This is a genomic window from Pseudomonas granadensis (assembly GCF_900105485.1).
Classification (GTDB): domain Bacteria; phylum Pseudomonadota; class Gammaproteobacteria; order Pseudomonadales; family Pseudomonadaceae; genus Aquipseudomonas; species Aquipseudomonas granadensis.
Genome location: NZ_LT629778.1, coordinates 5603524 through 5626500, shown reverse-complemented (window position 1 = coordinate 5626500; position 22977 = coordinate 5603524). Strand labels below are relative to the sequence as shown.

Sequence of the window (22977 nt, the reverse complement as noted above, 5' to 3'; positions counted from 1 at the left end):
GTTTACCGATCTTGTTGGTAAAACCTAGCGTGTCCTGGCCAGCCAACGACCGTTTTCGCACACCGCACGGCCGTCCATTTCCAGTTCGGTCAGCGCCGCCAGTACTTTGGGCAAGGCCCAGCCGCTGCTGTCGGCCAGCGCTTCGCTGGTGTGCGGGGCGGCGTGGAGGAGGGCCAGCAAAGGATGGTCGGCGTTCGCTGAATCTGTGGACGGCGACACATGCTGCCAGCCCCGCAGGGCCTCGAGGATATGTTCGATGGTTTCGACCAACACCGCGCCATCGCGGATCAGCTGATGACAGCCGCGAGCACCCGGATGGTGAATCGAGCCCGGAATCGCATAAACCTCGCGCCCCTGTTCCGCCGCCAGGCGAGCGGTGATCAGCGAGCCACTGGCGACGCTGGCTTCGACCACCAGCACGCCCAGCGACAGACCGCTGATGATCCGGTTGCGCCGCGGAAAGTTGCTCGGGGTCGGCCCGGCGTCCAGCGGAAACTCGGAAAGCACGGCGCTGCCGGACGCCATCATCGCCTCGGCCAGCCGCTGATTGCGCTGTGGATAAAAATTTTCCAGGCCGGTCCCGAGTACCCCGACGGTCAGCCCGCCAACGTCCAGCGCCGCCTGATGTGCAGCCGCATCGATGCCCAGTGCCAGCCCGCTGGTGATGACAAAACCGGCCCCGGCGAGGCTGCGGGAAAACGCTGCGGCGGTGTCCATGCCCGGACGGGAAGCGCGGCGACTTCCGACCATCGCCAGTTGCGGTTTTTCCAGAATCTGCGCATTGCCGGCAACGAACAACAACGGCGGCGGATCGGGGATCTGCGCCAGCAGCGCCGGATAATCGGCCTGGTCCCACATCAGTAAATGCTGGCCCGGCCGCTCTAGCCAGCGCATTGCATGGCTGGCGCCGTCGCGAACCGTGGGGCAACGCCGCGCCTCGGCGCACGCCGCCGGCAAACCCAGCGAACGCCAGGCGCTGGCCGGCGCACTGATGGCTTTGGAGGCCGAGCCGAAGGCTTCGAGCAATTTGGCGAAGCGCTTGGGGCCGATATCCGGCAAGCGGTGCAGGCGCAAGCGTGCTTCCAGTTCCGCTGGGGAAACCGGTGTACAGACAGGAGACATCATGGATCATCCTTGATCGATATAAGGCCCGAACCTTTTGGTGCAAGCTGTGGATAACTCTGTTGGTAACTTGTTGAGCAAGCTTACGGATTACGCACCTTGTCGAGCACCGCCAGCGAGCGCGATGCGTTGAGTACCAGGCCGTAGCTGAGTTTGTCGTAGGTGCGGAATACCATCAGCAACCCAGCGCGTTCGTCGGGAATTTTCAGCGGCTGGCCGGTGATGCGGTCGCGCACGGTTTCGCCGGTTTTCATCACCACCAGCACGTTGCCCTCGGCGAGGCCGTCGCGTTTGCCCTTGTTCAACGTAACCACGTCCATCGCGCCGATCTGCGTCACGCCGCGCGGTACGTCGATGATCACCCCGTTGATATCGCGGGCGGGGGCGCTGGGCATGAAAGTCGAGTTGATCGAACGTTCTTCGCCGCTGAACAAGCGGTCGCCGAGGCGCACTTCCTGGGTGGTACGTTGCAGCGCGAGGGTGGCGACGTCGCCTTCTGTGGCGACAATTTCACCGCCGCCGATGTCGTCGGCGTTGATCCCGAGAAACTCTTTCGTCTGCGGATCGGTATAGACCTTGCCTTGACGGAAGATGCCGTACACCGGTTGTTCCGGGTCGAAATGGCCGCGGGCGAAGATGCGGTCACCGGTGCCACTGAGCACGCGCTCGGCATCGCCGGCGACGATGTACGGTGCCTTGTCGAAATCTTCGGCCTTGTCGACGATGCGGTTGCTCAATAGAAAACTGTTGATGGACTTCAGCGGAATGCTCGGAATCGCCTCGGCCACCGGGCTGGTACGAATGCGTGGCGAGAGCTTGATGGTGCCGCGCGACTCGCCGCGGTTGACGCTCAGTTGTGGCTGGCCGTTGACGTAGCTGAGCGTCAGCGTGTCGCCGGGATAGATCAGGTTGGGGTTATCGATCTGCGGGTTGGCCCGCCACAGTTGCGGCCATTGCCAGGGCTCGCGCAGGTATTTGCCGGAAATGTCCCAGAGCGTATCCCCTGAAACCACCGTGTATTGCTGTGGAAAACCATCCCTGAGTTGCACTTGCCCTTGCGCAGCGCCGGCCGAAGCCAGGAGCAGCAGGGCGAGTAGTGTTTTCCTCATGCCGTGAATCCCTTTATCATATGCGTTCGCGTGAACCGTCAGAGCCCCCGTGGCTCGCTTGGGCAAACTGCACAAGCTACGCTTCACAACGGTAGCCTGCATCTTCGGACCTGCCAGGCCATCGACCCGACTTTACTCAACGTGTGCAGCAATCAAAGCCTATGGCCATTTTAAACATCCTCGAATTCCCGGACCCGCGTCTGCGCACTATCGCCAAGCCTGTGGCTGTAGTGGACGACGAAGTGCGTCAGTTGGTCGATGACATGTTTGAAACAATGTATGAAGCGCCGGGCATCGGCCTTGCCGCGACCCAGGTCAACGTGCACAAACGCATCGTGGTGATGGACCTCTCCGAAGACCGGACCGAGCCGCGGGTATTCATCAACCCCGAGTTCGAACCGTTGACCGAGGACATGGACCAGTACCAGGAAGGCTGCCTCTCGGTACCCGGTTTCTACGAAAACGTCGATCGCCCGCAAAAGGTCAGGATCAAGGCGCTGGACCGCGACGGCAAGCCCTATGAGCTGATCGCCGAAGGCCTGCTTGCGGTGTGCATCCAGCACGAATGCGACCACCTCAACGGCAAATTGTTCGTCGACTACCTGTCCACGCTCAAACGCGACCGGATCAAGAAGAAGCTGGAAAAGCTGCACCGCCAGAACGCTTGATGCCCCTCTTCAAAGGCTTGCTGCGGCAAGCCTTTTTTCATTTTATGAGACGCCCTTCATGACTGAGCCATTGCGCATCGTTTTTGCCGGCACCCCGGAATTCGCCGCCGAACACCTCAAGGCCTTGCTGAACAGCCCGTACGAGATCGTTGCGGTGTACACCCAGCCGGATCGTCCGGCCGGTCGCGGGCAGAAACTGATGCCGAGCCCGGTCAAACAGCTCGCCCTGGAAAACCATATCCAGGTGTTGCAGCCGCCGACCTTGCGCAATGCCGATGCTCAGGCTGAACTGGCTGCGCTGAAGCCGGACCTGATGGTGGTGGTCGCTTACGGCCTGATCCTGCCGCAAGCGGTGCTGGATATTCCGCGTCTGGGCTGCATCAACAGCCACGCCTCGCTGCTGCCACGCTGGCGCGGTGCGGCGCCGATTCAACGTGCCGTGGAACACGGTGATGCAGAAAGCGGCGTGACGGTGATGCGCATGGAGGCCGGGCTCGACACCGGGCCGATGCTGCTCAAGGTCGTCACGCCGATCAGCGCCGAAGACACCGGCGGCACCTTGCATGACCGCCTCGCCGAAATGGGCCCGCCCGCTGTGATCCAGACAATTGCCGGTCTCGCTGCCGGCACCCTGGAAGGCGAAGTACAGAACGACGAACTCGCCACCTATGCCCACAAGCTGAACAAGGATGAGGCACGCCTCGACTGGAGCCGTCCGGCGGTTGAACTGGAACGTCTGGTGCGTGCCTTCAATCCATGGCCGATCACCCACAGCACCCTCAACGGTGAAGCGCTGAAAGTGCTGGCGGCGAATCTCGCCGAAGGCAAAGGCGCGCCGGGTGAAATCCTCAGCGCCAGCAAGGACGGTCTGGTCGTTGCCTGCGGCGAACAGGCCCTTTGCCTGACCCGCCTGCAGCTGCCCGGCGGCAAGGCGCTGAATTTCAGTGACCTGTTCAACAGTCGTCGCGAGAAATTCGCCGTCGGCACCGTACTCGGTGCTGCGGTGGACGTTCAATGAACCCGCGTCTGGCCGCCGCCAAGGCACTTGCCGCCGTGCTCAGCGGCAAGGCTTCGCTGAACAGTTCGCTGCCCACGCAACTGGACAAGGTCGAGGATCGCGATCGCGGTTTCACTCAGGATCTGGCCTTCGGCACTGCGCGCTGGCAGCCACGCCTGTCGGCATTGGCCGAGAAGCTTTTGCAGAAACCGTTCAAGGCCGCCGATGCCGATGTCGAGGCGTTGCTGCTGGTCGGCCTCTACCAACTGCTTTACACCCGCGTGCCAGCCCATGCCGCCATCGGCGAGACTGTAGGTTGCGCCGACAAGCTGAAAAAGCCCTGGGCCAAAGGCCTGCTTAACGCCGTGCTGCGCAATGCTCAGCGCGAAAGCGAAACGATTTTCGCCGAACTGGAGCGCGACCCGGTGGTGCGCACAGCTCACCCGCGCTGGCTGCAAAAATCCCTCAAGGCGTTCTGGCCTGAGCAATGGGAAGCGATTTGCGCGGCAAACAACGCACATCCGCCGATGATCCTGCGGGTCAACCGCCGTCATCACAGCCGCGATGCCTATCTTGGCCTGCTGACTGAGGCCGGGATTGCCGCAACGCTCTGCGTATACAGCCGCGACGGCATCATCCTCGAAGCCGCTGCTGATGTACGCACCCTGCCGGGTTTCGCCGAGGGCTGGATCAGCGTGCAGGACGAAGCCGCGCAACTGGCCGCCGACCTGCTCGATCTGGCGCCGGGCCAACGCGTGCTCGACGCCTGCTGCGCGCCCGGCGGCAAGACTTGCCATATTCTCGAAGCCGAACCGGCGCTGGCCGGCGTGGTGGCGGTGGATCTGGAAGCCAAGCGTCTGGTGCGGGTGAAGGAAAACCTTGAACGCCTCGGCCTCGGCGCTGAGCTGATCGCCGCCGATGGCCGCGACACGGCGAAATGGTGGGATGGCAAACCGTTCCAGCGCATTCTGCTCGACGCACCGTGCTCGGCCACCGGGGTGATCCGCCGTCATCCGGACATCAAGCTGACGCGGCAACGCGACGACATCGCCGCCCTCGCGCAACTGCAAGGCGAGCTGCTCGACGCGATGTGGCAAACCCTCGACATCGGCGGCATCCTGCTCTACGCCACCTGCTCGACGCTGCCGACCGAAAATACTGAAGTGATTGCTGCGTTTCTCGAGCGCACGCCCGGAGCCCGGGAGCTGGATCTGGCCACTGCGGCCGGCATCAAACAGCCCCATGGTCGCCAACTGCTGGCCCAGCAAGGCGGGCATGACGGGTTCTACTACGCCAAGCTGATCAAGATCGCTGCCGCGCGCGGCTAAACGGAATCAACGGAGTGACTGGATGAAAATCATCATCCTCGGTGCAGGACAGGTCGGCGGTTCGCTGGCAGAACACCTGGCCAGCGAGGCCAACGACATCACCGTGGTGGACACCGACGGCGAGCGTCTGCGCGACCTCGGCGATCGCCTCGACATCCGTACCGTGCAAGGCCGTGGCTCGCTGCCCTCGGTACTGCGTCAGGCCGGCGCCGACGACGCTGACATGCTGGTCGCGGTGACGAACAGTGACGAGACCAACATGGTCGCCTGCCAGGTCGCCCACACGCTGTTCCACACCCCGACGAAAATCGCCCGGGTGCGTGAAGCGTCGTATCTCAATCGCGAAGAACAGCTGTTCCAGAACGAGGCAATTCCAGTCGACGTGCTGATCAGCCCCGAGCAGGTGGTGACCAACTACATCAAGCGCCTGATCCAGCATCCCGGCGCTTTGCAGGTGATCGACTTCGCCGAAGGCGCGGCGCAACTGGTGGCGGTGCGCGCCTATTACGGCGGGCCACTGGTCGGCCAACAACTGCGCCAGCTACGCGAGCACATGCCGAACGTCGAAACCCGCGTCGCCGCGATTTTCCGCCGTGACCGGCCGATCCTGCCGCAGGGCGACACGGTGATCGAGGCCGACGACGAAGTGTTCTTTATCGCCGCCCGTGAGGATATTCGCGCGGTGATGAGCGAAATGCGCCGCCTCGACGAAACCTACAAACGCATCGTCATCGCCGGTGGCGGGCAGATCGGCGAGCGCCTGGCCGAAGCCATCGAAAGCCGTTATCAGGTGAAGATCATCGAGATGAGCCCGGCGCGTTGCCGTTATCTCTCCGACACGCTCGACAGCACCGTGGTGCTGCAGGGCAGCGCTTCGGACCGCGACCTGCTGCTGGAAGAGAACATCGCCGATGCCGACATCTTCCTCGCCCTGACCAACGATGACGAAGCCAACATCATGTCTTCGCTGCTGGCCAAACGGCTCGGGGCGAAGAAGGTCATGACGATCATCAACAATCCGGCTTACGTCGACCTGATCCAGGGCGGCGACATCGACATCGCTATCAGCCCGCAACTGGCGACCATCGGTACCTTGCTGGCGCACGTGCGCCGTGGCGATATCGTCAGCGTGCACTCATTGCGCCGCGGCGCGGCGGAAGCCATCGAGGCCATCGCCCACGGCGATGCCAAGTCGAGCAAGGTCATCGGCAAACCGATCGAGAAAATCGGCCTGCCACCGGGCACCACCATCGGCGCGGTGATCCGCAACGAACAGGTGATCATCGCTCACGACGACACGGTGATCGAAGCGGGCGACCATGTGATTCTGTTCCTTGTGGATAAAAAGCATATTCGCGATGTGGAGAAGCTGTTTCATGTGGGGTTGAGCTTCTTCTGATCCGGATTATCGGCTGATCAGACTGGCGCCATCGCTAGCAGGCTAGCTCCCACAGGTGAAACGCATTCCAACTGTGGGAGCTAGCCTGCTAGCGATGGCGATCTAGCGTCCACCCATCAATAGCTGACAGTCTCTGAAAAGGAATCCACTGATGCTTGAATCCCTGGAAAAAATGCTCGCCAAGGGTGTGGATAACGCTCTGCTGCGCTTTGGCCTGGGCAAGGGTTATCTGGATATGGGCGAAAATACCAAGGCCGCCGAGCATTTTCAGCGCTGCGTGGCGTTCGATCCGAAATATTCGGCGGCATGGAAATTATTGGGCAAGGCCCGATTGGCGCTGGGTGATTCTGCTGCCGCGCGGCAAGCCTGGGAACAGGGGCTGGAAGCGGCCAGCGCCTATGGCGACAAGCAGGCCGAAAAGGAAATGTCGGTGTTTCTGAAGAAGCTCGAGCGTCAAACCCGGTAAATCTTACAAATAGCGCAAGCCGATGCCTTCAGCATCCACCGTGACCACTTCCATACGCACCCGCGGCGCACCTGTGGGTAAGTCCTGCACCTGACCATACACCACCGCCCCTTCGGGCAACGACGCCAGACGCGGATGCTGCACGTAAACGCCGGTGGGCGACAGATTGCGCGTCTGCCCGAGGCATTCGCCCAGGCTGTCGTGGGTGATCTTGATACGAAACGATTTGCGCTGGTCGGACATCTGCTGCGCCCTTGAATGAACGATTGTGGATAACTTCAGCGATTGGTTATCCACAGATCATGCCAATTTCGTCGATAACTCAGTACCAGCGTGCTTCACCCGGTGGACGCTTTTTGAAGCGCTTCATGCTCCACATGTACTGGCTTGGATACGCCGCAACGTAGCGTTCGACCACTTTGCTCATCGCCGCGCAGGACTCCGCGGTATCGGTGCTGTACATGGCCTCGGGCGCGGCTTCGAGGATCACCTTGTAGCCGGAACCGTCGGTCAGACGCAGGGCATGCAGGAACACGCCGACTGCTTTGCCACCGGCGAGCATGTTCGGCACGAACTTGCTGGTCAGCGCCTGGGTGGCGAAGAACGGCACGAAGATCCCGGCGGATTCGGCCGGTTCCGGGTCGGCCGGAATGCCCACTGCACCACCTTTGCGCACTTCCTTGATGACGCTGAGGATGCCTTCCTTGGTCGATGCGGCCACTTTGTTGCCCAGCTGCACGCGCTGTTTGCGCAGCAGTTCATCCACCGCCTTGAGCTTGGGCGGGCGGTAGAAAATGATCGGTTTGCACTGGCTGCAATAGAAGTGGTTGAGCACTTCCCAGTTACCCAGGTGGCTGGTGATACCGACCACGCCTTTGCCCGAGGCCAGCGCCTCTTTCAATACGTCGAGGCCTTCGACTTCACGGACCAGATCGATGGAGCGCTGAGCCGGCCAGATCCACGCGCAGGCACTTTCGGTCAGCGACTTGCCGATGTCCTTCAGGCTCTGACCGACCAGACGCTCGCGTTCAACCGGATCCATCTCTGGAAAACATTTGGCGAGGTTGATCCGCACCACGTCGCGGGAACGGTTGGGGGTTTTCCACATGATCCAGCCGATCGCCGAACCCACGGCCTGCACGGCCCGCCATGGCAGCAGGGCAAACAGCCGCAGAGCGCCTACCAGCAAGGCGCCTTTAAACTTTTCCACAGGTCACTCCTGATCTTTGTGCTGTGCGCGAGGCGGGCATTCTAACCGGCGTTGACCAACACCGCGTAGCGGTCGCAGTCCTGAGTGTGGTCCATGACCATGCCCGAGGCCTGCATCAACGCGTAGCAAATAGTCGGGCCGACGAAGGTGAACCCGGCCTTTTTCAGGGCCTTGCTCATTGCCAGCGCTTCGGGGGTGATCGCCGGGACTTCGCTGCGATCCTTGAAATGATTGATGATCGGCTGACCGCCAACGAACGACCAGAGCAACGCCACCGGGTCTTCCAGCGCCAGCCAGGCCTGCGCGTTACGCCGCGCGGCATTGAGCTTGAGACGATTGCGGATGATCCCCGGATCGAGCATCAGTTCGTCGATTTCGGCGTCGCTCATCTGCGCGACACGCTGCACGTCGAAGCCGAACAGCACCTGGCGATAACGCTCGCGCTTGCGCAACACGGTGATCCACGACAGCCCGGCCTGGAACCCTTCGAGCAAAAGCAACTCGAACAAACCCTGCGCATCGCGTAGCGGCGTGCCCCACTCCTGATCGTGATAAGCCATGTACAGCGGATCTTCGGTACACCAAAAGCAGCGTGGCATAAGGCTCCAGGGGGCGTGCGCAGCAACGAATCGGGTATACTCCCGCTCTTTAAATCGCAGCCCAAGAAACAGGTGAATTTCGTGAGCCAGCCTACGCCAGCCGTGCGTACCTTCCAAGACTTGATCCTCGCGCTCCAGCAATACTGGGCCGAGCAAGGTTGTGTGGTACTTCAGCCCTACGATATGGAAGTAGGCGCCGGCACTTTCCACACCGCGACCTTCCTGCGCGCCATCGGCCCGGAAACCTGGAACGCCGCATACGTGCAGCCAAGCCGCCGTCCGACTGACGGCCGCTACGGCGAAAACCCGAACCGTCTGCAGCACTACTACCAGTTCCAGGTCGTCCTCAAGCCGAACCCGGACAACTTCCAGGAACTGTATCTGGGCTCGCTCAAGCATGTCGGCCTCGACCCGCTGGTCCACGACATCCGCTTCGTCGAAGACAACTGGGAATCGCCGACCCTCGGCGCCTGGGGTCTGGGCTGGGAAGTCTGGCTCAACGGCATGGAAGTCACTCAGTTCACTTATTTCCAGCAGGCGGGCGGCATCGAGTGCTACCCGGTAACCGGCGAGATCACCTACGGTCTCGAGCGTCTGGCGATGTACCTGCAAGGCGTGGATTCGGTCTACGACCTGGTCTGGGCTGACGGCCCGTTCGGCAAAGTCACCTACGGCGACGTGTTCCACCAGAACGAGGTGGAGCAGTCCACCTACAACTTCGAACACGCCAACGTCGAAAAACTGTTCGAGCTGTTCGACTTCTATGAAAGCGAAGCCAAGCGCCTGATCGAGCTCGACCAGCCGCTGCCGTTGCCGAGCTACGAAATGGTCCTGAAGGCCTCGCACACTTTCAACCTGCTGGATGCGCGCCGGGCGATCTCGGTGACCGCGCGTCAGCAATACATTCTGCGCGTGCGCACCCTGGCGCGTTCCGTTGCGCAAGCCTACCTGCTGGCGCGCGCCAAGCTGGGCTTCCCGATGGCGACCCCGGACCTGCGTGACGAAGTACTGGCCAAGCTGGAGGCTGCACAATGAGTGCGCAAGATTTTCTGGTCGAACTGGGCACCGAAGAACTGCCACCCAAAGCCCTGAATACCCTGGCTGAGGCGTTTCTCGCCGGTATCGACAAGGGCCTGCAAGCCGCCGGCCTGAGCTACGAAAGCAAAACCGTGTATGCCGCACCACGGCGTCTGGCTGTGCTGATCACCGCGCTGGCCACTCAGCAGCCGGATCGCAGCATCAACCTCGACGGCCCGCCACGTCAGGCGGCGTTCGACGCTGACGGCAATCCAACTCAGGCCGCTCTGGGCTTTGCCAAAAAATGCGGCGTCGAGCTGAGCGAAATCGATCAGAGCGGCCCAAAACTGCGTTACAGCCAGAACATCGCCGGCAAACCGACCGCGAGCCTGCTGCCGACCATCGTCGAAGATTCGCTGAACGACCTGCCGATCCCGAAACGCATGCGTTGGGGTGCGCGCAAGGAAGAGTTCGTCCGTCCGACCCAATGGCTGGTGATGCTGCTCGGTGACCAGGTCATCGATTGCACGATCCTTGCGCAGAAGGCAGGCCGTGACTCCCGTGGCCACCGTTTCCATCACCCGCAAAGCGTGCGCATCAGTTCGCCATCGAGCTACCTCGCTGACCTGCGTGCCGCCTACGTGCTGGCCGATGCCAACGAGCGTCGCGAGATCATCAGCAAGCGCACCGAAGAGCTGGCTACCCGTCAGGAAGGCACGGCAATCGTTCCGCCAGCGCTGCTCGACGAAGTGACCGCGCTGGTCGAATGGCCGGTGCCGCTGGTGTGCTCGTTCGAGGAGCGTTTCCTCGACGTGCCGCAGGAAGCGCTGATCACCACCATGCAGGACAACCAGAAATACTTCTGCCTGCTGGATGCCGACGGCAAGTTGCTGCCACGCTTCATCACCGTGGCCAATATTGAGAGCAAAGACCCGCAGCAGATCATCGCCGGTAACGAAAAAGTGGTTCGCCCACGCCTGACCGACGCCGAATTCTTCTTCAAGCAGGACAAGAAGCAGAAGCTCGAAGATTTCAACCTGCGCCTGCAGAATGTGGTGTTCCAGGAAAAACTCGGCAGCGTCTACGACAAGGCCGAGCGCGTCTCGAAACTGGCGGCGTACATCGCCGCGCGCATTGGCGGCAACGCTTCGTGGGCGGCCCGTGCCGGCCTGCTGTCGAAGTGCGACCTGGCCACCGAAATGGTCGGCGAGTTCCCGGAGATGCAAGGTGTCGCCGGTTACTACTACGCACTCAATGACGGCGAGCCGCAAGACGTCGCGCTGGCATTGAACGAGCAGTACATGCCACGCGGTGCCGGGGCTGAATTGCCGGCGACATTGACCGGTGCAGCGGTGGCGATCGCCGACAAGCTCGACACCCTGGTCGGCATCTTCGGTATCGGCATGCTGCCAACCGGCAGCAAAGACCCGTACGCCCTGCGCCGTGCGGCACTCGGCGTGCTGCGTATCCTGATCGAGAAACAACTGGACCTGGACCTGAACGACGCCGTCGCTTTCGCGGTGAACGCGTTCGGCGCCAAGGTCAAAGCGGCCGGCCTCAACGAATCGGTACTGGAATTCATCTTCGACCGCCTGCGTGCGCGTTATGAAGACGAAGGCGTTGATGTTGCCACCTATCTGTCGGTTCGTGCCTTGAAACCGGGTTCGGCGCTGGACTTCGACCAGCGTGTGCAAGCGGTGCAGGCGTTCCGCAAACTGCCGGAAGCCGCAGCACTGGCGGCCGTCAACAAGCGTGTGTCGAACCTGTTGAGCAAAGTCGAAGGCTCGGTGCCGACCGAGGTGCAAGCCAAGTACTTCGACAACGCCAACGAGTTCTCGCTGTACTCGGCGATCCAGCAAGCGGATCAGGCGGTGCAGCCAATGGCCGCGGCGCGTCAGTACAACGAAACGCTGGCACGCCTTGCAGCATTGCGTGAGCCGGTGGATGCGTTCTTCGACGCCGTGATGGTCAATGCCGACGACGCCAATGTGCGGGCCAACCGTTACGCGCTCCTCGCGCGTCTACGCGGCCTGTTCCTCGGCGTTGCCGACATTTCGCTGCTGGGTTGAGGGCTTGCTGTTGAAACTGCTGATTCTCGATCGGGACGGGGTGATCAATTACGACTCCGACGCTTACATCAAATCGGTGCAAGAGTGGATTCCGATCCCCGGTTCGATCGAAGCGATTGCGCAGTTGAGCAAGGCCGGCTGGACGGTGGCAGTGGCCACCAACCAGTCGGGCATTGCTCGCGGCTATTACGACCTCGCCACCCTCGACGCCATGCACGCGCGTTTGCGCGAGTTGGTGGCGGAGCAGGGCGGTGAAGTCGGGCTGATCGTGTATTGCCCGCATGGACCGGACGAAGGTTGCGATTGCCGCAAACCGAAACCGGGCATGCTGAAAACCATCGCCGCGCATTACCAGGTGTCGTTGACCAACGTCTGGTTCGTCGGCGACAGCCTTGGTGACCTGGAGGCCGCCAAAGCCGTCGATTCACAGCCAGTTTTGGTGAAGACCGGGAAAGGCGCAAAGACTCAGGGCAAAACCCTGCCGGTGGGCACTTTGATTTTCGACGATCTGGCGGCGATTGCCGCAGAACTTATCCACAACTAGAGTACTTCTGAATTCCTGACCAGGGATTGATCGGGGGTGCGCTTGAACAGACGGGCATTGTCCCGTAACGGTAAACGTCACTATGTCGATACTGCGGGCCATCAGGATTTTTCTCTTTTACCTGCTGCTGGGCACCACCTCCCTGCTGTGGTGCAGCTTGAGTTTTTTTATCGCGCCGTTTCTGTCGTTCAAGGCGCGCTATCGTTTCATCAATGTGTTCTGGTGCCGTTGCGCCTTGTGGTTGACCAAGGTCTTCCTCGGTATCCGCTACGAAATCAAAGGCGCGGAAAACGTGCCTGACCGGCCCTGCGTGATTCAATCGAACCACCAGAGCACCTGGGAGACGTTCTTTCTCTCCGCCTATTTCTCGCCCTTGAGCCAGGTGCTCAAGCGCGAATTGCTGTACGTGCCGTTTTTCGGCTGGGCCATGGCCATGCTGCGACCGATCGCGATCGATCGCGACAACCCTAAAGCCGCCCTCAAGCAAGTCGCGGCCAAGGGCGATGAGCTGCTCAAGGACAATGTCTGGGTGCTGATCTTCCCGGAAGGCACTCGGGTACCTTTCGGCACCATCGGCAAATTCTCCCGCAGCGGCAGTGCGTTGGCGGTAAATGCGGCGCTTCCGGTGCTACCGATTGCACACAATGCCGGCAAATTCTGGCCGAAAGTCGGTTGGGGCAAAAAGTCTGGCGTCATTACCGTGGTTATCGGTGAGCCTATGTACGCTGAGGGCACTGGTCCCCGCGCGATTGCCGAGCTGAACGACCGGGTCCAGGCCTGGAATGAAAAGACGCAGCAGGAAATGGGCTCGCTGCCACCAGCGCCGCAAGCGCCGGTTGCCAATGAGCAAGTGCCTGCCTGACATTTTGTGGATAACCTGTGTACGGATTGTTCTAAATTGCCATCGAATTCGATGCAACCGATTGATTTAAAACTGGTTTTTTGAAGACCCTGTAATCTGGCAAACCGTGCATAAGTTTATTTTTCGATGTAAAAAAAATCGGCTGATATAGCCGGTTTTTTTTGTGTCTGTTCATTCGGCAATCAACGGTAGCTGCAGCATGAACGTCGTGCCTCGGTCGACCTCGCTGCGACATTCAATGCTGCCACCGTGATGATCGATCACCGCTTTGACCATTGACAGGCCCAGCCCTATGCCGTCAATGCCCTGCGCTGAGGAAAAGCGCCGGTATTGGCTAAACAGCTCCGGCAACTCCTGCTCGGCGATACCCTTGCCCTGATCGATCAGTTCGCAACGCAGCCACTGCTCGTGACAGCTCACCCGCAACTGAACCGTAGAGCCAGCCGGGCTGTATTTGATTGCGTTTTCCAACAGATTGAACAATGCGCGGGTCAGCAAGCCCTGGTCGGCCATGACAAGGCGCTCCTGAGTTTGCTCATCCATGGCATGCCGCAGTTCGATACGTTTTTGCTGAGCGATGGGCAGCGCTTGATCGAGCACATCCAGCACCAGCATTGCGAACAGGCTTGGCTGAAACTGGTAGGCCTCGGACTCCGCCCGTGCCAACAGGACAAATCCGTCCGTCAGGTCCAGTGCACGGCGGACCTGACGTTCGATCTGGTCAAACAAAGGCGAATCAGCGCCAGCCTGATGGCGATGTACATCCAGCAGCGCAAGGATGGCCGAGTGGGGCGCGCGCAAATCGTGGGACAAGAAGCGCAGCAACACACCGCGTTGTTCTTCGGCAGCGCGTTCGGCGCTGAGGTCGGTGAGGCTGAGCAGCCAACCGATGGGTGTATCGCCATCGGCGGTGAGCAATGCCGCACGGTCCAGACGCAGGCTGCGCTCCTTGTGGTCGCGAAATTCCAGCAGCGGCATAGCTGACAAAGGCGGGCGTGGCGTTGGGGATAATTCCGGATAGCCCAGGCTGGCTAGCTGATCGAGCACATCGTTGCCCACCAGATCGTTATCGAAGAGTTCGCGTGCTTTGCGGTTGCCCAACAGAATCTGGCCCTTGGGGTCGCTGATCAGCGTGGCGACGGGCAGGTATTCCAAGCCATCGGCAATGAATCTGCGCGTATCGCGGGTGCGGCTCATGGCTTGTTCCAGCGCCATGATCTGGCCCTGCAAGCGATCGGCACCGGTGAACTGTGAACGCCGACGCTCCGGAAACACCTTTGGCTCGCTGTCCAGGCGCGCCAGTTCCCAACCGAAATAGGTCAGCACCACACTCAGGCGACGCCAGTTCCAGATCAGATAACCGAACAACATGCCCAGCACCGCCGGCGTCGGCGACCACCAGTGTTGCGCCTGCGCCAGACCGGCACTGATCAACAGTGCGCAGGCCATGCCCATCAGGGAAATCCACAGCGCCCAGCGTGGACGCCATAACAATAGACTGAGAACGGCGGCCACCAGCCCAACCGATAACGACGCCCCCGTCGTCGGCGAGATACCCTGCAAACTGGTCTGCGCGCGATAGGACAGCACCGCAGTCAGCGGTAACAGCACCAGGCTTATCCACAGCCATTCGCGCACCAACTGGCGAAACAGTCGTTGCACCTGACTGGGCACTCGGCTTTCGAGTCGACGATTATTGTTCATGGGAATAGGGCAGGGTGAATGGTTTCATGGGCCACTGGTCTGGGACGTAGATCCGAAGAATCATAGCGGACGTCGACCGACGAGGGCCGCTTACTTTCATCGCACAGGCCAAGCGACTACAGTTGCCCCAACTGCCCAAGCGACAAGGAACCCTGCGTATGCGTGTTGCGATACTGGATGACGAACCCGCCGAACTGCGCAGGGTCGAGCAAACCCTGCAACAGATGGCCGAGGCTGGCGAACAACCTTGGGCGCTGCACAGCTTCGAGCGCGGTGAAGACCTGTTGCGCCAACTGCGTCGGGAAACCTTCGACCTGCTGATCCTCGACTGGCAATTGCCCGACCTCACCGGCCTGGCGCTGCTGCGCTGGACCCGCGAACACATGGAGGCGCCACCGGCGGCGATCATGCTGACCAGCCGCGACGGTGAGAGCGATATCGTCCAGGCGTTGAACGCGGGCGCCGATGATTATGTGAGCAAGCCGTTTCGACCCAATGAACTGAAGGCGCGAGTCGCTGCGGTACTGCGCCGACATAGCCAGCAACGCGCGGCTGCCAACGAAGTGCTGAGCTTCAATGACCTGACGTTTGATGATGCCGAATTGACTGTCACGCGTGAGGGGAAGCCTATCGTCATGACCGAGCGCGAGTACCGGCTCGCCCGGTGCCTGTTCAGCAATCTGGGGCGGCCGCTGTCGCGCGACTATCTGTATGAGCGTTTCTGGCCGCATGAGGAGATTGCATCGTCAAGACCGCTGGACACGCATATCTATCGGCTGCGCAACAAGCTTGGGCTGACGGCAGATCGGGGTTGGCAGTTGTTGACGATTTATGGGTACGGATATCGGTTGGAGAGTGTCGCATCTGTTGTCGAGTGAACCGGGGCGAGCAGAATCACCAGGCACGGGAAATAAAAAGGCCAACGCAATGCGTTGGCCTTTTTCGTTGACGACAACCTGGATTAGAAATCCAGGTTCGAAACCGCCAGCGCATTGCTCTCGATGAAGTCTCGGCGAGGTTCAACCGCATCACCCATCAGGGTGTTGAAGATCTGGTCTGCGCCGATAGCGTCTTCGATAGTGACTTTCAGCATGCGGCGCACGCTTGGGTCCATAGTGGTTTCCCACAGCTGATCCGGGTTCATTTCGCCCAGCCCTTTGTATCGCTGGATGGTGTGGCGCTTGGTGCTTTCGGCCATCAGCCAGTCGAGGGCTTCCTTGAACTCGGTGACGGCTTTCTTGCGTTCGCCGCGCTGGATGTACGCGCCCTCGTCAAGCAGGGTGCTCAGCTGAGCGCCGAGGGTTACGACGGTCTTATAGTCGTTGCTGCCGAAGAAGTCGCGGTTGAACGTGACGTAGTTCGACAGGCCGTGGGAGATCAGTTCAACCTCTGGCAGCCAGACACCACGTTCGCGGTCTTCGCGCAGACTGGCCTTGTAGACCAGGCCGGACTTCTCATTGGTGCGCAGACGAACTTCGTACTGAGCCAGCCAATCTTGCATCGCTGCATGGTCACCCAACGTCTCCAGGCTCACCGCAGGCAGGTAGATGAAGTGCTCGGTCAGTTCCTGTGGGTACAAGCGCGACAGACGCTTGAGGGTCTTCATCACCATGCGGAAGTCATTCACCAGACGCTCGAGCGCTTCGCCGGAAATGCCCGGTGCGTCTTCGTTCAGGTGCAGGCTCGCATCTTCCAGGGCCGACTGCGTCATGTACTCTTCCATGGCGTCGTCGTCTTTGATGTATTGCTCTTGCTTGCCTTTCTTGACCTTGTACAGCGGTGGCTGGGCGATGTAGATGTAGCCGCGCTCGATCAGTTCCGGCAACTGACGGAAGAAGAAGGTCAGCAGCAGGGTACGGATGTGCGAACCGTCGACGTCAGCATCGGTCATGATGATGATGTTGTGATAACGCAACTTGTCGATATTGTACTCGTCGCGGCCGATGCCGCAGCCCAGCGCGGTGATCAGCGTGCCCACTTCCTGGGACGAGATCATCTTGTCGAAGCGTGCTTTTTCGACGTTGAGGATCTTGCCCTTCAACGGCAGGATCGCCTGGGTCTTGCGGTTACGTCCCTGCTTGGCAGAGCCGCCCGCGGAGTCACCTTCCACCAGGTACAGTTCGGACAGCGCCGGGTCTTTCTCTTGGCAGTCAGCGAGTTTGCCCGGCAGGCCGGCAATGTCCAGTGCGCCTTTACGGCGAGTCATTTCACGAGCCTTGCGTGCCGCTTCACGGGCACGGGCAGCGTCGATCATCTTGCCGACGACCAGTTTGGCTTCGTTCGGGTTTTCCAGAAGGAAATCGGAGAAGTACTTGCCCATCTCCTGCTCGACGGCGGTCTTCACTTCGGAAGACACCAGCTTGTCTTTGGTCTGCGAGCTGAACTTCGGATCCGGTACTTTCACCGAGATGATCGCAGTCAGGCCCTCACGGGCATCATCGCCAGTGGTGGCGACTTTGTGTTTCTTCGCCAGGCCTTCCTGTTCGATGTAGTTGTTCAGGTTACGCGTCAGCGCCGAACGGAAGCCCACCAGGTGAGTACCGCCATCGCGTTGCGGAATGTTGTTGGTGAAGCACAACAGGTTCTCGTTGAAGCTGTCGTTCCACTGCAGCGCAACTTCCACGCCGATGCCGTCTTCGCGCTGGATATTGAAGTGGAACACCTGATTGACCGCGGTCTTGTTGGTGTTCAGGTATTCAACGAACGCGCGCAGGCCGCCTTCGTATTTGAAAAGCTCTTCCTTGCCGCTGCGCTCATCCTTGAGGACGATGCCGACACCGGAGTTGAGGAAGGACAGTTCACGAATCCGCTTGGCGAGAATGTCCCAGCTGAAGTGAATGTTCTTGAAGGTTTCGCTGGAAGCCTTGAAGTGGATCTGGGTGCCGGTGGTTTCGCTGTCGCCAACGATAGCCATCGGAGCCTGAGGTACGCCGTGGACGTAGGTCTGTTCCCAGATCTTGCCGCTGCGGCGAACGGTCAGGACCAGCTCCTCGGACAGTGCGTTTACTACCGACACACCTACACCGTGCAAACCGCCGGATACCTTGTAGGAGTTATCGTCGAATTTACCACCAGCGTGGAGGACGGTCATGATGACCTCGGCGGCGGAAACGCCTTCCTCTTTATGCACGTCTACCGGGATGCCACGACCGTTGTCTTTTACGGTGATGGATTCATCCGGGTGAATGATGATGCTGATGTCGTCGCAATGGCCGGCGAGGGCTTCGTCGATCGAGTTGTCGACCACCTCGAACACCATGTGGTGCAGACCGCTGCCATCGTCGGTGTCACCAATGTACATACCGGGACGTTTGCGCACGGCATCCAGGCCTTTCAGCACTTTAATGCTCGATGAGTCGTACGTATTTTCTTCGCTCAATGCCTTCACTCCCGATGGTCGTGGGTCTGGGTGATACGGCCCTGTTCCACGTGGAACAAAGCGACTGGCGTTTCCGTCTGCCAGCCTTCCCTCAATAATTCGTGATCTACACAGGTGATGAACACCTGGCAGCGTAAGTCTTCCAGCAAGCGGCACAGCGCGCGGCGATGGCTCTCGTCCAGCTCGGACGGCAAGTCATCCACCAGATAAATACACTGACCGCGGCGGGCCTGGCTGACCAGGTGCCCTTGGGCAATCCGCAGTGCGCAGACCACCAACTTCTGCTGACCCCGAGACAATATGTCCGCGGCATTGTGTGCGCCCAATCTAAGACGCAAATCAGCCCGTTGCGGTCCGGCCTGGGTATGCCCCATCTGCTGGTCCCGTTGCACGGAACCGGCAAGGACGGCGCTCAACTCCCGGTCTTTATCCCAGCCTCGGTAATAGCTGAGCGTCAAACCCTCGAGCTCAACCAGTTCGCTCAAGGTCTGTTCGAAGACCGGTTTCAAGGCTGTGATATAAGCGCGGCGGTATTCATCGATCTCAGCGCTGGCCTGGCACAGTTCCCTGTCCCAAACCGCTTGCGAAACGGCGTCAAGTGTACCATGCCGCAGCCAGGAGTTTCTCTGGCGCAAGGCCTTCTGCAAACGCTGCCACGTCGCCATGAACCGCGGCTCGACGTGGAACACGCCCCAGTCGAGAAACTGCCGGCGAATCTTCGGTGCGCCTTCGAGCAGGCGGAAGCTGTCGGGGTTGATCAACTGCAGCGGCAGGATTTCCGCCAGTTGCGCAGCGCTACGGGCGTTCTGCCCATCGATACGAATCTGGAACTCGCCTTGGCGATCACGAGAAATCCCCAGCGCACTGTGTCCGCCCTCGGCCAATTCAACCTGACCGAATACCGTACAGGCGAGTTGCTCGTACTGGATGACCGGCAACAAGCGCGTGCTACGAAACGAACGGGCAAGCCCGAGCAGATGAATGGCTTCCAGAACACTGGTTTTGCCGCTGCCGTTGGCGCCGTAAAGAATATTGATGCGGGGAGAGGGGGAGAAGGTCACCGGGTGCAGATTGCGCACCGCGGTGACCGAAACACGACTTAACGACATTCAGAGTTAGCTGATTACAGACGCATCGGCATGACAACGTAAGCCGAGTCGTCATTGTCGGACTCTTGCACCAGCGCACTGCTGTTGGAGTCGGACAGGATCAGGCGAACCTGCTCGGTGGTCATCACGCCCAATACGTCAAGCAGGTAGCTGACGTTGAAGCCGATTTCCAGCGCGCCGCCGTTGTATTCAACGCCCACTTCTTCTTCCGCTTCTTCCTGTTCCGGGTTGTTGGCCTGGATCTTCAACTGCCCGCTGGCCAGTTGCAGACGGATGCCGCGGTACTTCTCGTTGGACAGAATCGCGGTACGGCTGAATGCTTCACGCAGGGCCTGGCGATCGCCCAGCACCAGCTTGTCGCCACCCTTGGGCAGCACGCGCTCGTAATCCGGGAATTTACCGTCGACCAGTTTCGAAGTGAAGGTGAATTCGCCGGTGGTTGCGCGGATATGGTGCTGACCGAGAACAATGCTGACATTGCCGTCCGGCTCGGTGAGCAGCCGTGCCAGTTCAAGGATACCTTTGCGCGGGACGATCACCTGATGACGATCCGGCTGACCGATATCGGCCTGCATCGAGCACATGGCCAGACGGTGACCGTCGGTTGCCACCGCGCGGATGATGCCAGCAGAAACTTCCAGCAGCATGCCGTTGAGGTAGTAGCGCACGTCCTGCTGGGCCATGGCGAAGCTGGTGCGTTCGATCAGACGACGCAGTTTGCTTTGTTCAAGGCTGCAGGTCAGCGAGCCCGGACCTTCTTCAACGGTCGGGAAATCGTTGGCTGGCAGGGTCGACAGGGTGAAACGGCTACGGCCGGCCTTGACCACCAGTTTCTGCTCGTCGACCTTGATGTCGATCAGCGCATCGTTGGGCAGGCTTTTGCAGATGTCCATCAGCTTGCGCGCAGGCACGGTGATGGAACCTGTTTCGGCCGGCTCCTCAAGTTGCACACGACCGACCAGCTCGACCTCAAGGTCGGTACCGGTCAGCGACAGTTGCTGGCCCTCGACAACCAACAGCACGTTGGAGAGTACCGGCAAGGTCTGTCGGCGCTCGACGACGCCTGCGACCAGTTGCAGGGGTTTCAACAGGGCTTCGCGTTGAATGGTGAAATGCATGGTCTAGTCCCTTGCCTTAATAAGCTGCGCTGGTGTTCATCAAGTGGTCAGTGTACGCAGCAGGTTCTTGTAGTCCTCGCGGATGTCCGCGTCGGATTCCTTAAGTTCGTTGATCTTGCGGCAGGCGTGCAACACGGTCGTATGGTCGCGGCCGCCAAACACATCGCCGATTTCCGGCAAGCTGTGGTTGGTCAGTTCCTTGGACAACGCCATGGCCACCTGACGCGGGCGCGCTACCGAGCGCGAACGGCGCTTGGACAGCAGATCGGAAATCTTGATCTTGTAGTACTCGGCGACCGTGCGCTGAATGTTATCCACAGAAACCAGCTTGTCCTGCAACGCCAGCAGGTCTTTCAGCGATTCGCGAATCAGCTCGATGGTGATGTCGCGGCCCATGAAGTGCGAGTGGGCGATTACGCGTTTCAGCGCGCCTTCCAGCTCACGGACGTTGGAGCGAATACGCTGGGCGATGAAGAACGCCGCGTCATGCGGCAACTCGACTTTGGCCTGGTCAGCCTTCTTCATCAAGATGGCCACGCGGGTTTCCAGCTCCGGCGGCTCGACGGCGACCGTCAGGCCCCAGCCGAAACGCGACTTGAGACGCTCTTCAAGCCCTTCGATCTCTTTCGGGTAGCGGTCACTGGTGAGAATGACCTGCTGGCCACCTTCAAGCAGGGCGTTGAAGGTGTGGAAGAATTCTTCCTGCGAGCGCTCTTTGCGGGCGAAGAACTGAATGTCATCGATCAGCAATGCATCCACCGATCGGTAGAAACGCTTGAACTCGTTGATGGCGTTCAACTGCAGCGCCTTGACCATATCGGCCACGAAACGCTCGGAATGCAGGTAAACGACCTTGGCATTCGGGTTCTTCTTTAATAGATGGTTACCCACCGCGTGCATCAAGTGGGTTTTACCCAGACCGACGCCACCATAAAGGAAGAGCGGGTTATAGCCATGCTTGGGGTTGTCCGCGACCTGCCACGCCGCCGCACGGGCGAGCTGGTTGGATTTACCTTCGACGAAGTTTTCAAAGGTGAAGGTGCGGTTCAGATAGCTGGTGTGCTTGAGCGCACCTTCGACCTGCACGGTGCGCTGTTCGGCGCGAACCGGGGCTTGTTGCGACGCAGCACCGGCCATCGGGTCAAAGCTGTCGCGAGACGGCTCTTCACTGATTTCCTCGGTTTTCTGCGTTGCACGCTTGGTCGACGCAGGCGCCGGAGCATGCGCCGGCGCGTTGGCAGGCGCTGCATTCGCCTGTGCCTGAGACACCTGCGCCGCAGCCAGCGGTGCATTCGGGGCGGCACGCGGCGCCGAGCTGCGTTTGCTGCCTATTAACAAGGACAGCGCTGGCGCCATGCCATTGCCATGCTCATCCAGCAGTTCCATGACCCGGCCCAGGTACTTTTCATTGACCCAGTCCAGCACGAAACGGTTCGGTGCGTAGACGCGCAACTCGTCGCCTTCGGCTTCGACCTGTAGTGGACGGATCCAGGTGTTGAATTGTTGGGCAGGCAGCTCCTCGCGCAAAAGCTCCACGCACTGCTGCCAAAGTTCCACTGACACGGATATCCCCTAAGTTGAAAGCCGGTGAGGCAAAAACAAGCGGCCATTGTAGCGGCGAGCCGTCCACTTATCCACACGCAGGTTGCCCGGCATTCATCAATTGTCAGCAGTCTGGATCGATAAAAGGCGACAAACGGTTAGTGAATAAGCTCTGTGGATAACCGCCCTTGAGGGCACTGGACAACTGGGGGTTGAACTCGGTGGATAACGCGCCTGTGGATAACCGACCATTCCACACACAGGTTATCCGACAGCGCAGCACAGGCTGAACACGGTTTTCCACTGTAGTTGTCATTCTCTGTACACCAGGTAAATAAAGGAGCCCTGCCACTTATCCACAGAGGAGGCATCGCCTAGCTTTAACAAGCTTTACAGAAAAGCTTTAAATAATTCCCTTCTTTATTTTTATATCTGGCGAACAGTCTTTCAGACAAAAACGTCTGGGAGATCTATTTATAAGGAAACGCTGGTTGGAAATTGACCTGAAGGCTTGCTTTCTCTAGAATCCCCGGTCTCTTAAAACGGGGGCCATTCCGGCCCGTTGTGGACGAACCAGGTAACACGACATGAAACGTACTTTCCAACCAAGCACTATCAAACGCGCTCGTACCCACGGTTTCCGTGCTCGCATGGCTACCAAGAACGGCCGCGCAGTCCTGTCGCGTCGTCGCGCCAAAGGTCGTGCGCGTCTGGCAGTTTGATAATCCGGTACTG

21 protein-coding genes are annotated in these 22977 nt (G+C 59.9%); 11 read left to right on the top strand and 10 right to left on the bottom strand.

Annotated elements, in window-relative coordinates; genetic code table 11:
• Positions 1–24: 24 nt before the first annotated feature.
• Together dprA and BLU52_RS25145 are read right to left on the bottom strand one after the other, a co-directional pair.
• On the bottom strand, positions 25–1125 hold the full coding sequence (gene dprA, locus BLU52_RS25150) for a DNA-processing protein DprA (protein ID WP_408003542.1): 1101 nt from the start codon (positions 1123–1125) through the stop codon (positions 25–27).
• An 80-nt stretch (positions 1126–1205) separates the two neighbouring features.
• Positions 1206–2231: a LysM peptidoglycan-binding domain-containing protein gene (locus tag BLU52_RS25145; protein ID WP_090287878.1), complete on the bottom strand. Its 1026-nt coding sequence runs from the start codon at positions 2229–2231 to the stop codon at positions 1206–1208.
• 161 nt (positions 2232–2392) lie between these two features.
• Between BLU52_RS25145 and def the strand changes: the two genes are divergently transcribed.
• The 5 genes from def (at position 2393) to BLU52_RS25120 (ending at position 7089) form a co-directional block, all read left to right on the top strand.
• The gene (gene def / locus BLU52_RS25140; protein ID WP_090287876.1) at positions 2393–2899 is read left to right on the top strand and encodes a peptide deformylase; all 507 of its coding nucleotides are present in this window, start codon (positions 2393–2395) and stop codon (positions 2897–2899) included.
• A 58-nt stretch (positions 2900–2957) separates the two neighbouring features.
• Positions 2958–3917 (top strand): methionyl-tRNA formyltransferase, encoded by a 960-nt coding sequence (gene fmt / locus BLU52_RS25135; protein ID WP_090287873.1) that lies wholly within the window; start codon positions 2958–2960, stop codon positions 3915–3917.
• The gene (gene rsmB, locus BLU52_RS25130) at positions 3914–5224 is read left to right on the top strand and encodes a 16S rRNA (cytosine(967)-C(5))-methyltransferase RsmB (protein WP_090287871.1); all 1311 of its coding nucleotides are present in this window, start codon (positions 3914–3916) and stop codon (positions 5222–5224) included. The genes fmt and rsmB overlap by 4 nt, the downstream gene beginning before the upstream one ends.
• Before the next feature lie 22 nt (positions 5225–5246).
• On the top strand, positions 5247–6623 hold the full coding sequence (trkA, locus tag BLU52_RS25125; protein WP_090287869.1) for a Trk system potassium transporter TrkA: 1377 nt from the start codon (positions 5247–5249) through the stop codon (positions 6621–6623).
• Between the two features lie 148 nt (positions 6624–6771).
• Positions 6772–7089 (top strand): tetratricopeptide repeat protein, encoded by a 318-nt coding sequence (locus tag BLU52_RS25120; protein WP_167359943.1) that lies wholly within the window; start codon positions 6772–6774, stop codon positions 7087–7089.
• Between the two features lie 3 nt (positions 7090–7092).
• Here the strand turns inward: BLU52_RS25120 and BLU52_RS25115 are convergent, their stop codons facing one another.
• From BLU52_RS25115 to BLU52_RS25105, 3 genes are all read right to left on the bottom strand, one after another.
• A complete protein-coding gene (locus BLU52_RS25115) occupies positions 7093–7332 on the bottom strand; it encodes a PilZ domain-containing protein (protein WP_090287865.1) in 240 nt (79 codons plus the stop codon).
• Positions 7333–7411: 79 nt separating this feature from the next.
• Positions 7412–8299 carry a lysophospholipid acyltransferase gene (locus BLU52_RS25110; protein ID WP_090287863.1) on the bottom strand — a complete coding sequence of 296 codons (888 nt, stop codon included), beginning with the start codon at positions 8297–8299 and terminating at the stop codon, positions 7412–7414.
• A gap of 41 nt (positions 8300–8340) precedes the next feature.
• Complete coding sequence (locus BLU52_RS25105) at positions 8341–8898, bottom strand: DNA-3-methyladenine glycosylase I (protein WP_090287860.1); 558 nt, start codon at positions 8896–8898, stop codon at positions 8341–8343.
• An 81-nt stretch (positions 8899–8979) separates the two neighbouring features.
• Here BLU52_RS25105 and glyQ point away from each other — a divergent pair, with 81 nt between their 5' ends.
• From glyQ to BLU52_RS25085, 4 genes are all read left to right on the top strand, one after another.
• Positions 8980–9933, top strand: a complete 954-nt coding sequence (gene glyQ, locus BLU52_RS25100) for a glycine--tRNA ligase subunit alpha (protein ID WP_003213601.1) — start codon at positions 8980–8982, stop codon at positions 9931–9933.
• Positions 9930–11984, top strand: a complete 2055-nt coding sequence (gene glyS / locus BLU52_RS25095) for a glycine--tRNA ligase subunit beta (RefSeq protein WP_090287857.1) — start codon at positions 9930–9932, stop codon at positions 11982–11984. Before glyQ ends, glyS begins: the two co-directional genes overlap by 4 nt.
• A 4-nt stretch (positions 11985–11988) precedes the next feature.
• Complete coding sequence (gmhB, locus tag BLU52_RS25090; protein WP_167359918.1) at positions 11989–12528, top strand: D-glycero-beta-D-manno-heptose 1,7-bisphosphate 7-phosphatase; 540 nt, start codon at positions 11989–11991, stop codon at positions 12526–12528.
• Between the two features lie 82 nt (positions 12529–12610).
• Positions 12611–13390, top strand: a complete 780-nt coding sequence (locus BLU52_RS25085) for a lysophospholipid acyltransferase family protein (RefSeq protein WP_090287855.1) — start codon at positions 12611–12613, stop codon at positions 13388–13390.
• A 171-nt stretch (positions 13391–13561) separates the two neighbouring features.
• Here the strand turns inward: BLU52_RS25085 and BLU52_RS25080 are convergent, their stop codons facing one another.
• Positions 13562–15094 (bottom strand): sensor histidine kinase, encoded by a 1533-nt coding sequence (locus BLU52_RS25080; RefSeq protein WP_090287853.1) that lies wholly within the window; start codon positions 15092–15094, stop codon positions 13562–13564.
• 158 nt (positions 15095–15252) lie between these two features.
• Here BLU52_RS25080 and BLU52_RS25075 point away from each other — a divergent pair, with 158 nt between their 5' ends.
• Positions 15253–15972, top strand: coding sequence for a response regulator transcription factor (locus BLU52_RS25075; RefSeq protein WP_090287851.1), 720 nt, complete (start codon positions 15253–15255; stop codon positions 15970–15972).
• 83 nt (positions 15973–16055) lie between these two features.
• Here the strand turns inward: BLU52_RS25075 and gyrB are convergent, their stop codons facing one another.
• The 4 genes from gyrB to dnaA are packed head-to-tail and all read right to left on the bottom strand — an operon-like array spanning position 16056 to position 22263.
• The gene (gyrB, locus tag BLU52_RS25070; protein WP_090288680.1) at positions 16056–18473 is read right to left on the bottom strand and encodes a DNA topoisomerase (ATP-hydrolyzing) subunit B; all 2418 of its coding nucleotides are present in this window, start codon (positions 18471–18473) and stop codon (positions 16056–16058) included.
• A 5-nt stretch (positions 18474–18478) separates the two neighbouring features.
• Positions 18479–19582 carry a DNA replication/repair protein RecF gene (gene recF, locus BLU52_RS25065; RefSeq protein WP_016772389.1) on the bottom strand — a complete coding sequence of 368 codons (1104 nt, stop codon included), beginning with the start codon at positions 19580–19582 and terminating at the stop codon, positions 18479–18481.
• A gap of 14 nt (positions 19583–19596) precedes the next feature.
• Entirely contained in the window at positions 19597–20700 is a 1104-nt protein-coding gene (gene dnaN, locus BLU52_RS25060; RefSeq protein WP_090287849.1) for a DNA polymerase III subunit beta, read from the bottom strand.
• Positions 20701–20739: 39 nt separating this feature from the next.
• Positions 20740–22263 carry a chromosomal replication initiator protein DnaA gene (gene dnaA, locus BLU52_RS25055; RefSeq protein ID WP_090287847.1) on the bottom strand — a complete coding sequence of 508 codons (1524 nt, stop codon included), beginning with the start codon at positions 22261–22263 and terminating at the stop codon, positions 20740–20742.
• Between the two features lie 566 nt (positions 22264–22829).
• On the opposite strand from dnaA, the gene rpmH reads away from it, so the two are divergent.
• Positions 22830–22964, top strand: coding sequence for a 50S ribosomal protein L34 (gene rpmH, locus BLU52_RS25050; protein WP_003213577.1), 135 nt, complete (start codon positions 22830–22832; stop codon positions 22962–22964).
• Positions 22965–22977: the final 13 nt, after the last annotated feature.

Excerpts from the sequence above, each read along its gene's own strand:
- dprA (WP_408003542.1), bottom strand. The coding sequence starts at position 1,125 with ATGATGTCTCCTGTCTGTACACCGGTTTCCCCAGCGGAACTGGAAGCA.
- BLU52_RS25145 (WP_090287878.1), bottom strand. The coding sequence starts at position 2,231 with ATGAGGAAAACACTACTCGCCCTGCTGCTCCTGGCTTCGGCCGGCGCT.
- def (WP_090287876.1), top strand. The coding sequence starts at position 2,393 with ATGGCCATTTTAAACATCCTCGAATTCCCGGACCCGCGTCTGCGCACT.
- fmt (WP_090287873.1), top strand. The coding sequence starts at position 2,958 with ATGACTGAGCCATTGCGCATCGTTTTTGCCGGCACCCCGGAATTCGCC.
- rsmB (WP_090287871.1), top strand. The coding sequence starts at position 3,914 with ATGAACCCGCGTCTGGCCGCCGCCAAGGCACTTGCCGCCGTGCTCAGC.
- trkA (WP_090287869.1), top strand. The coding sequence starts at position 5,247 with ATGAAAATCATCATCCTCGGTGCAGGACAGGTCGGCGGTTCGCTGGCA.
- BLU52_RS25115 (WP_090287865.1), bottom strand. The coding sequence starts at position 7,332 with ATGTCCGACCAGCGCAAATCGTTTCGTATCAAGATCACCCACGACAGC.
- BLU52_RS25105 (WP_090287860.1), bottom strand. The coding sequence starts at position 8,898 with ATGCCACGCTGCTTTTGGTGTACCGAAGATCCGCTGTACATGGCTTAT.
- glyS (WP_090287857.1), top strand. The coding sequence starts at position 9,930 with ATGAGTGCGCAAGATTTTCTGGTCGAACTGGGCACCGAAGAACTGCCA.
- BLU52_RS25085 (WP_090287855.1), top strand. The coding sequence starts at position 12,611 with ATGTCGATACTGCGGGCCATCAGGATTTTTCTCTTTTACCTGCTGCTG.
- BLU52_RS25080 (WP_090287853.1), bottom strand. The coding sequence starts at position 15,094 with ATGAACAATAATCGTCGACTCGAAAGCCGAGTGCCCAGTCAGGTGCAA.
- BLU52_RS25075 (WP_090287851.1), top strand. The coding sequence starts at position 15,253 with ATGCGTGTTGCGATACTGGATGACGAACCCGCCGAACTGCGCAGGGTC.
- recF (WP_016772389.1), bottom strand. The coding sequence starts at position 19,582 with ATGTCGTTAAGTCGTGTTTCGGTCACCGCGGTGCGCAATCTGCACCCG.
- dnaN (WP_090287849.1), bottom strand. The coding sequence starts at position 20,700 with ATGCATTTCACCATTCAACGCGAAGCCCTGTTGAAACCCCTGCAACTG.
- rpmH (WP_003213577.1), top strand. The coding sequence starts at position 22,830 with ATGAAACGTACTTTCCAACCAAGCACTATCAAACGCGCTCGTACCCAC.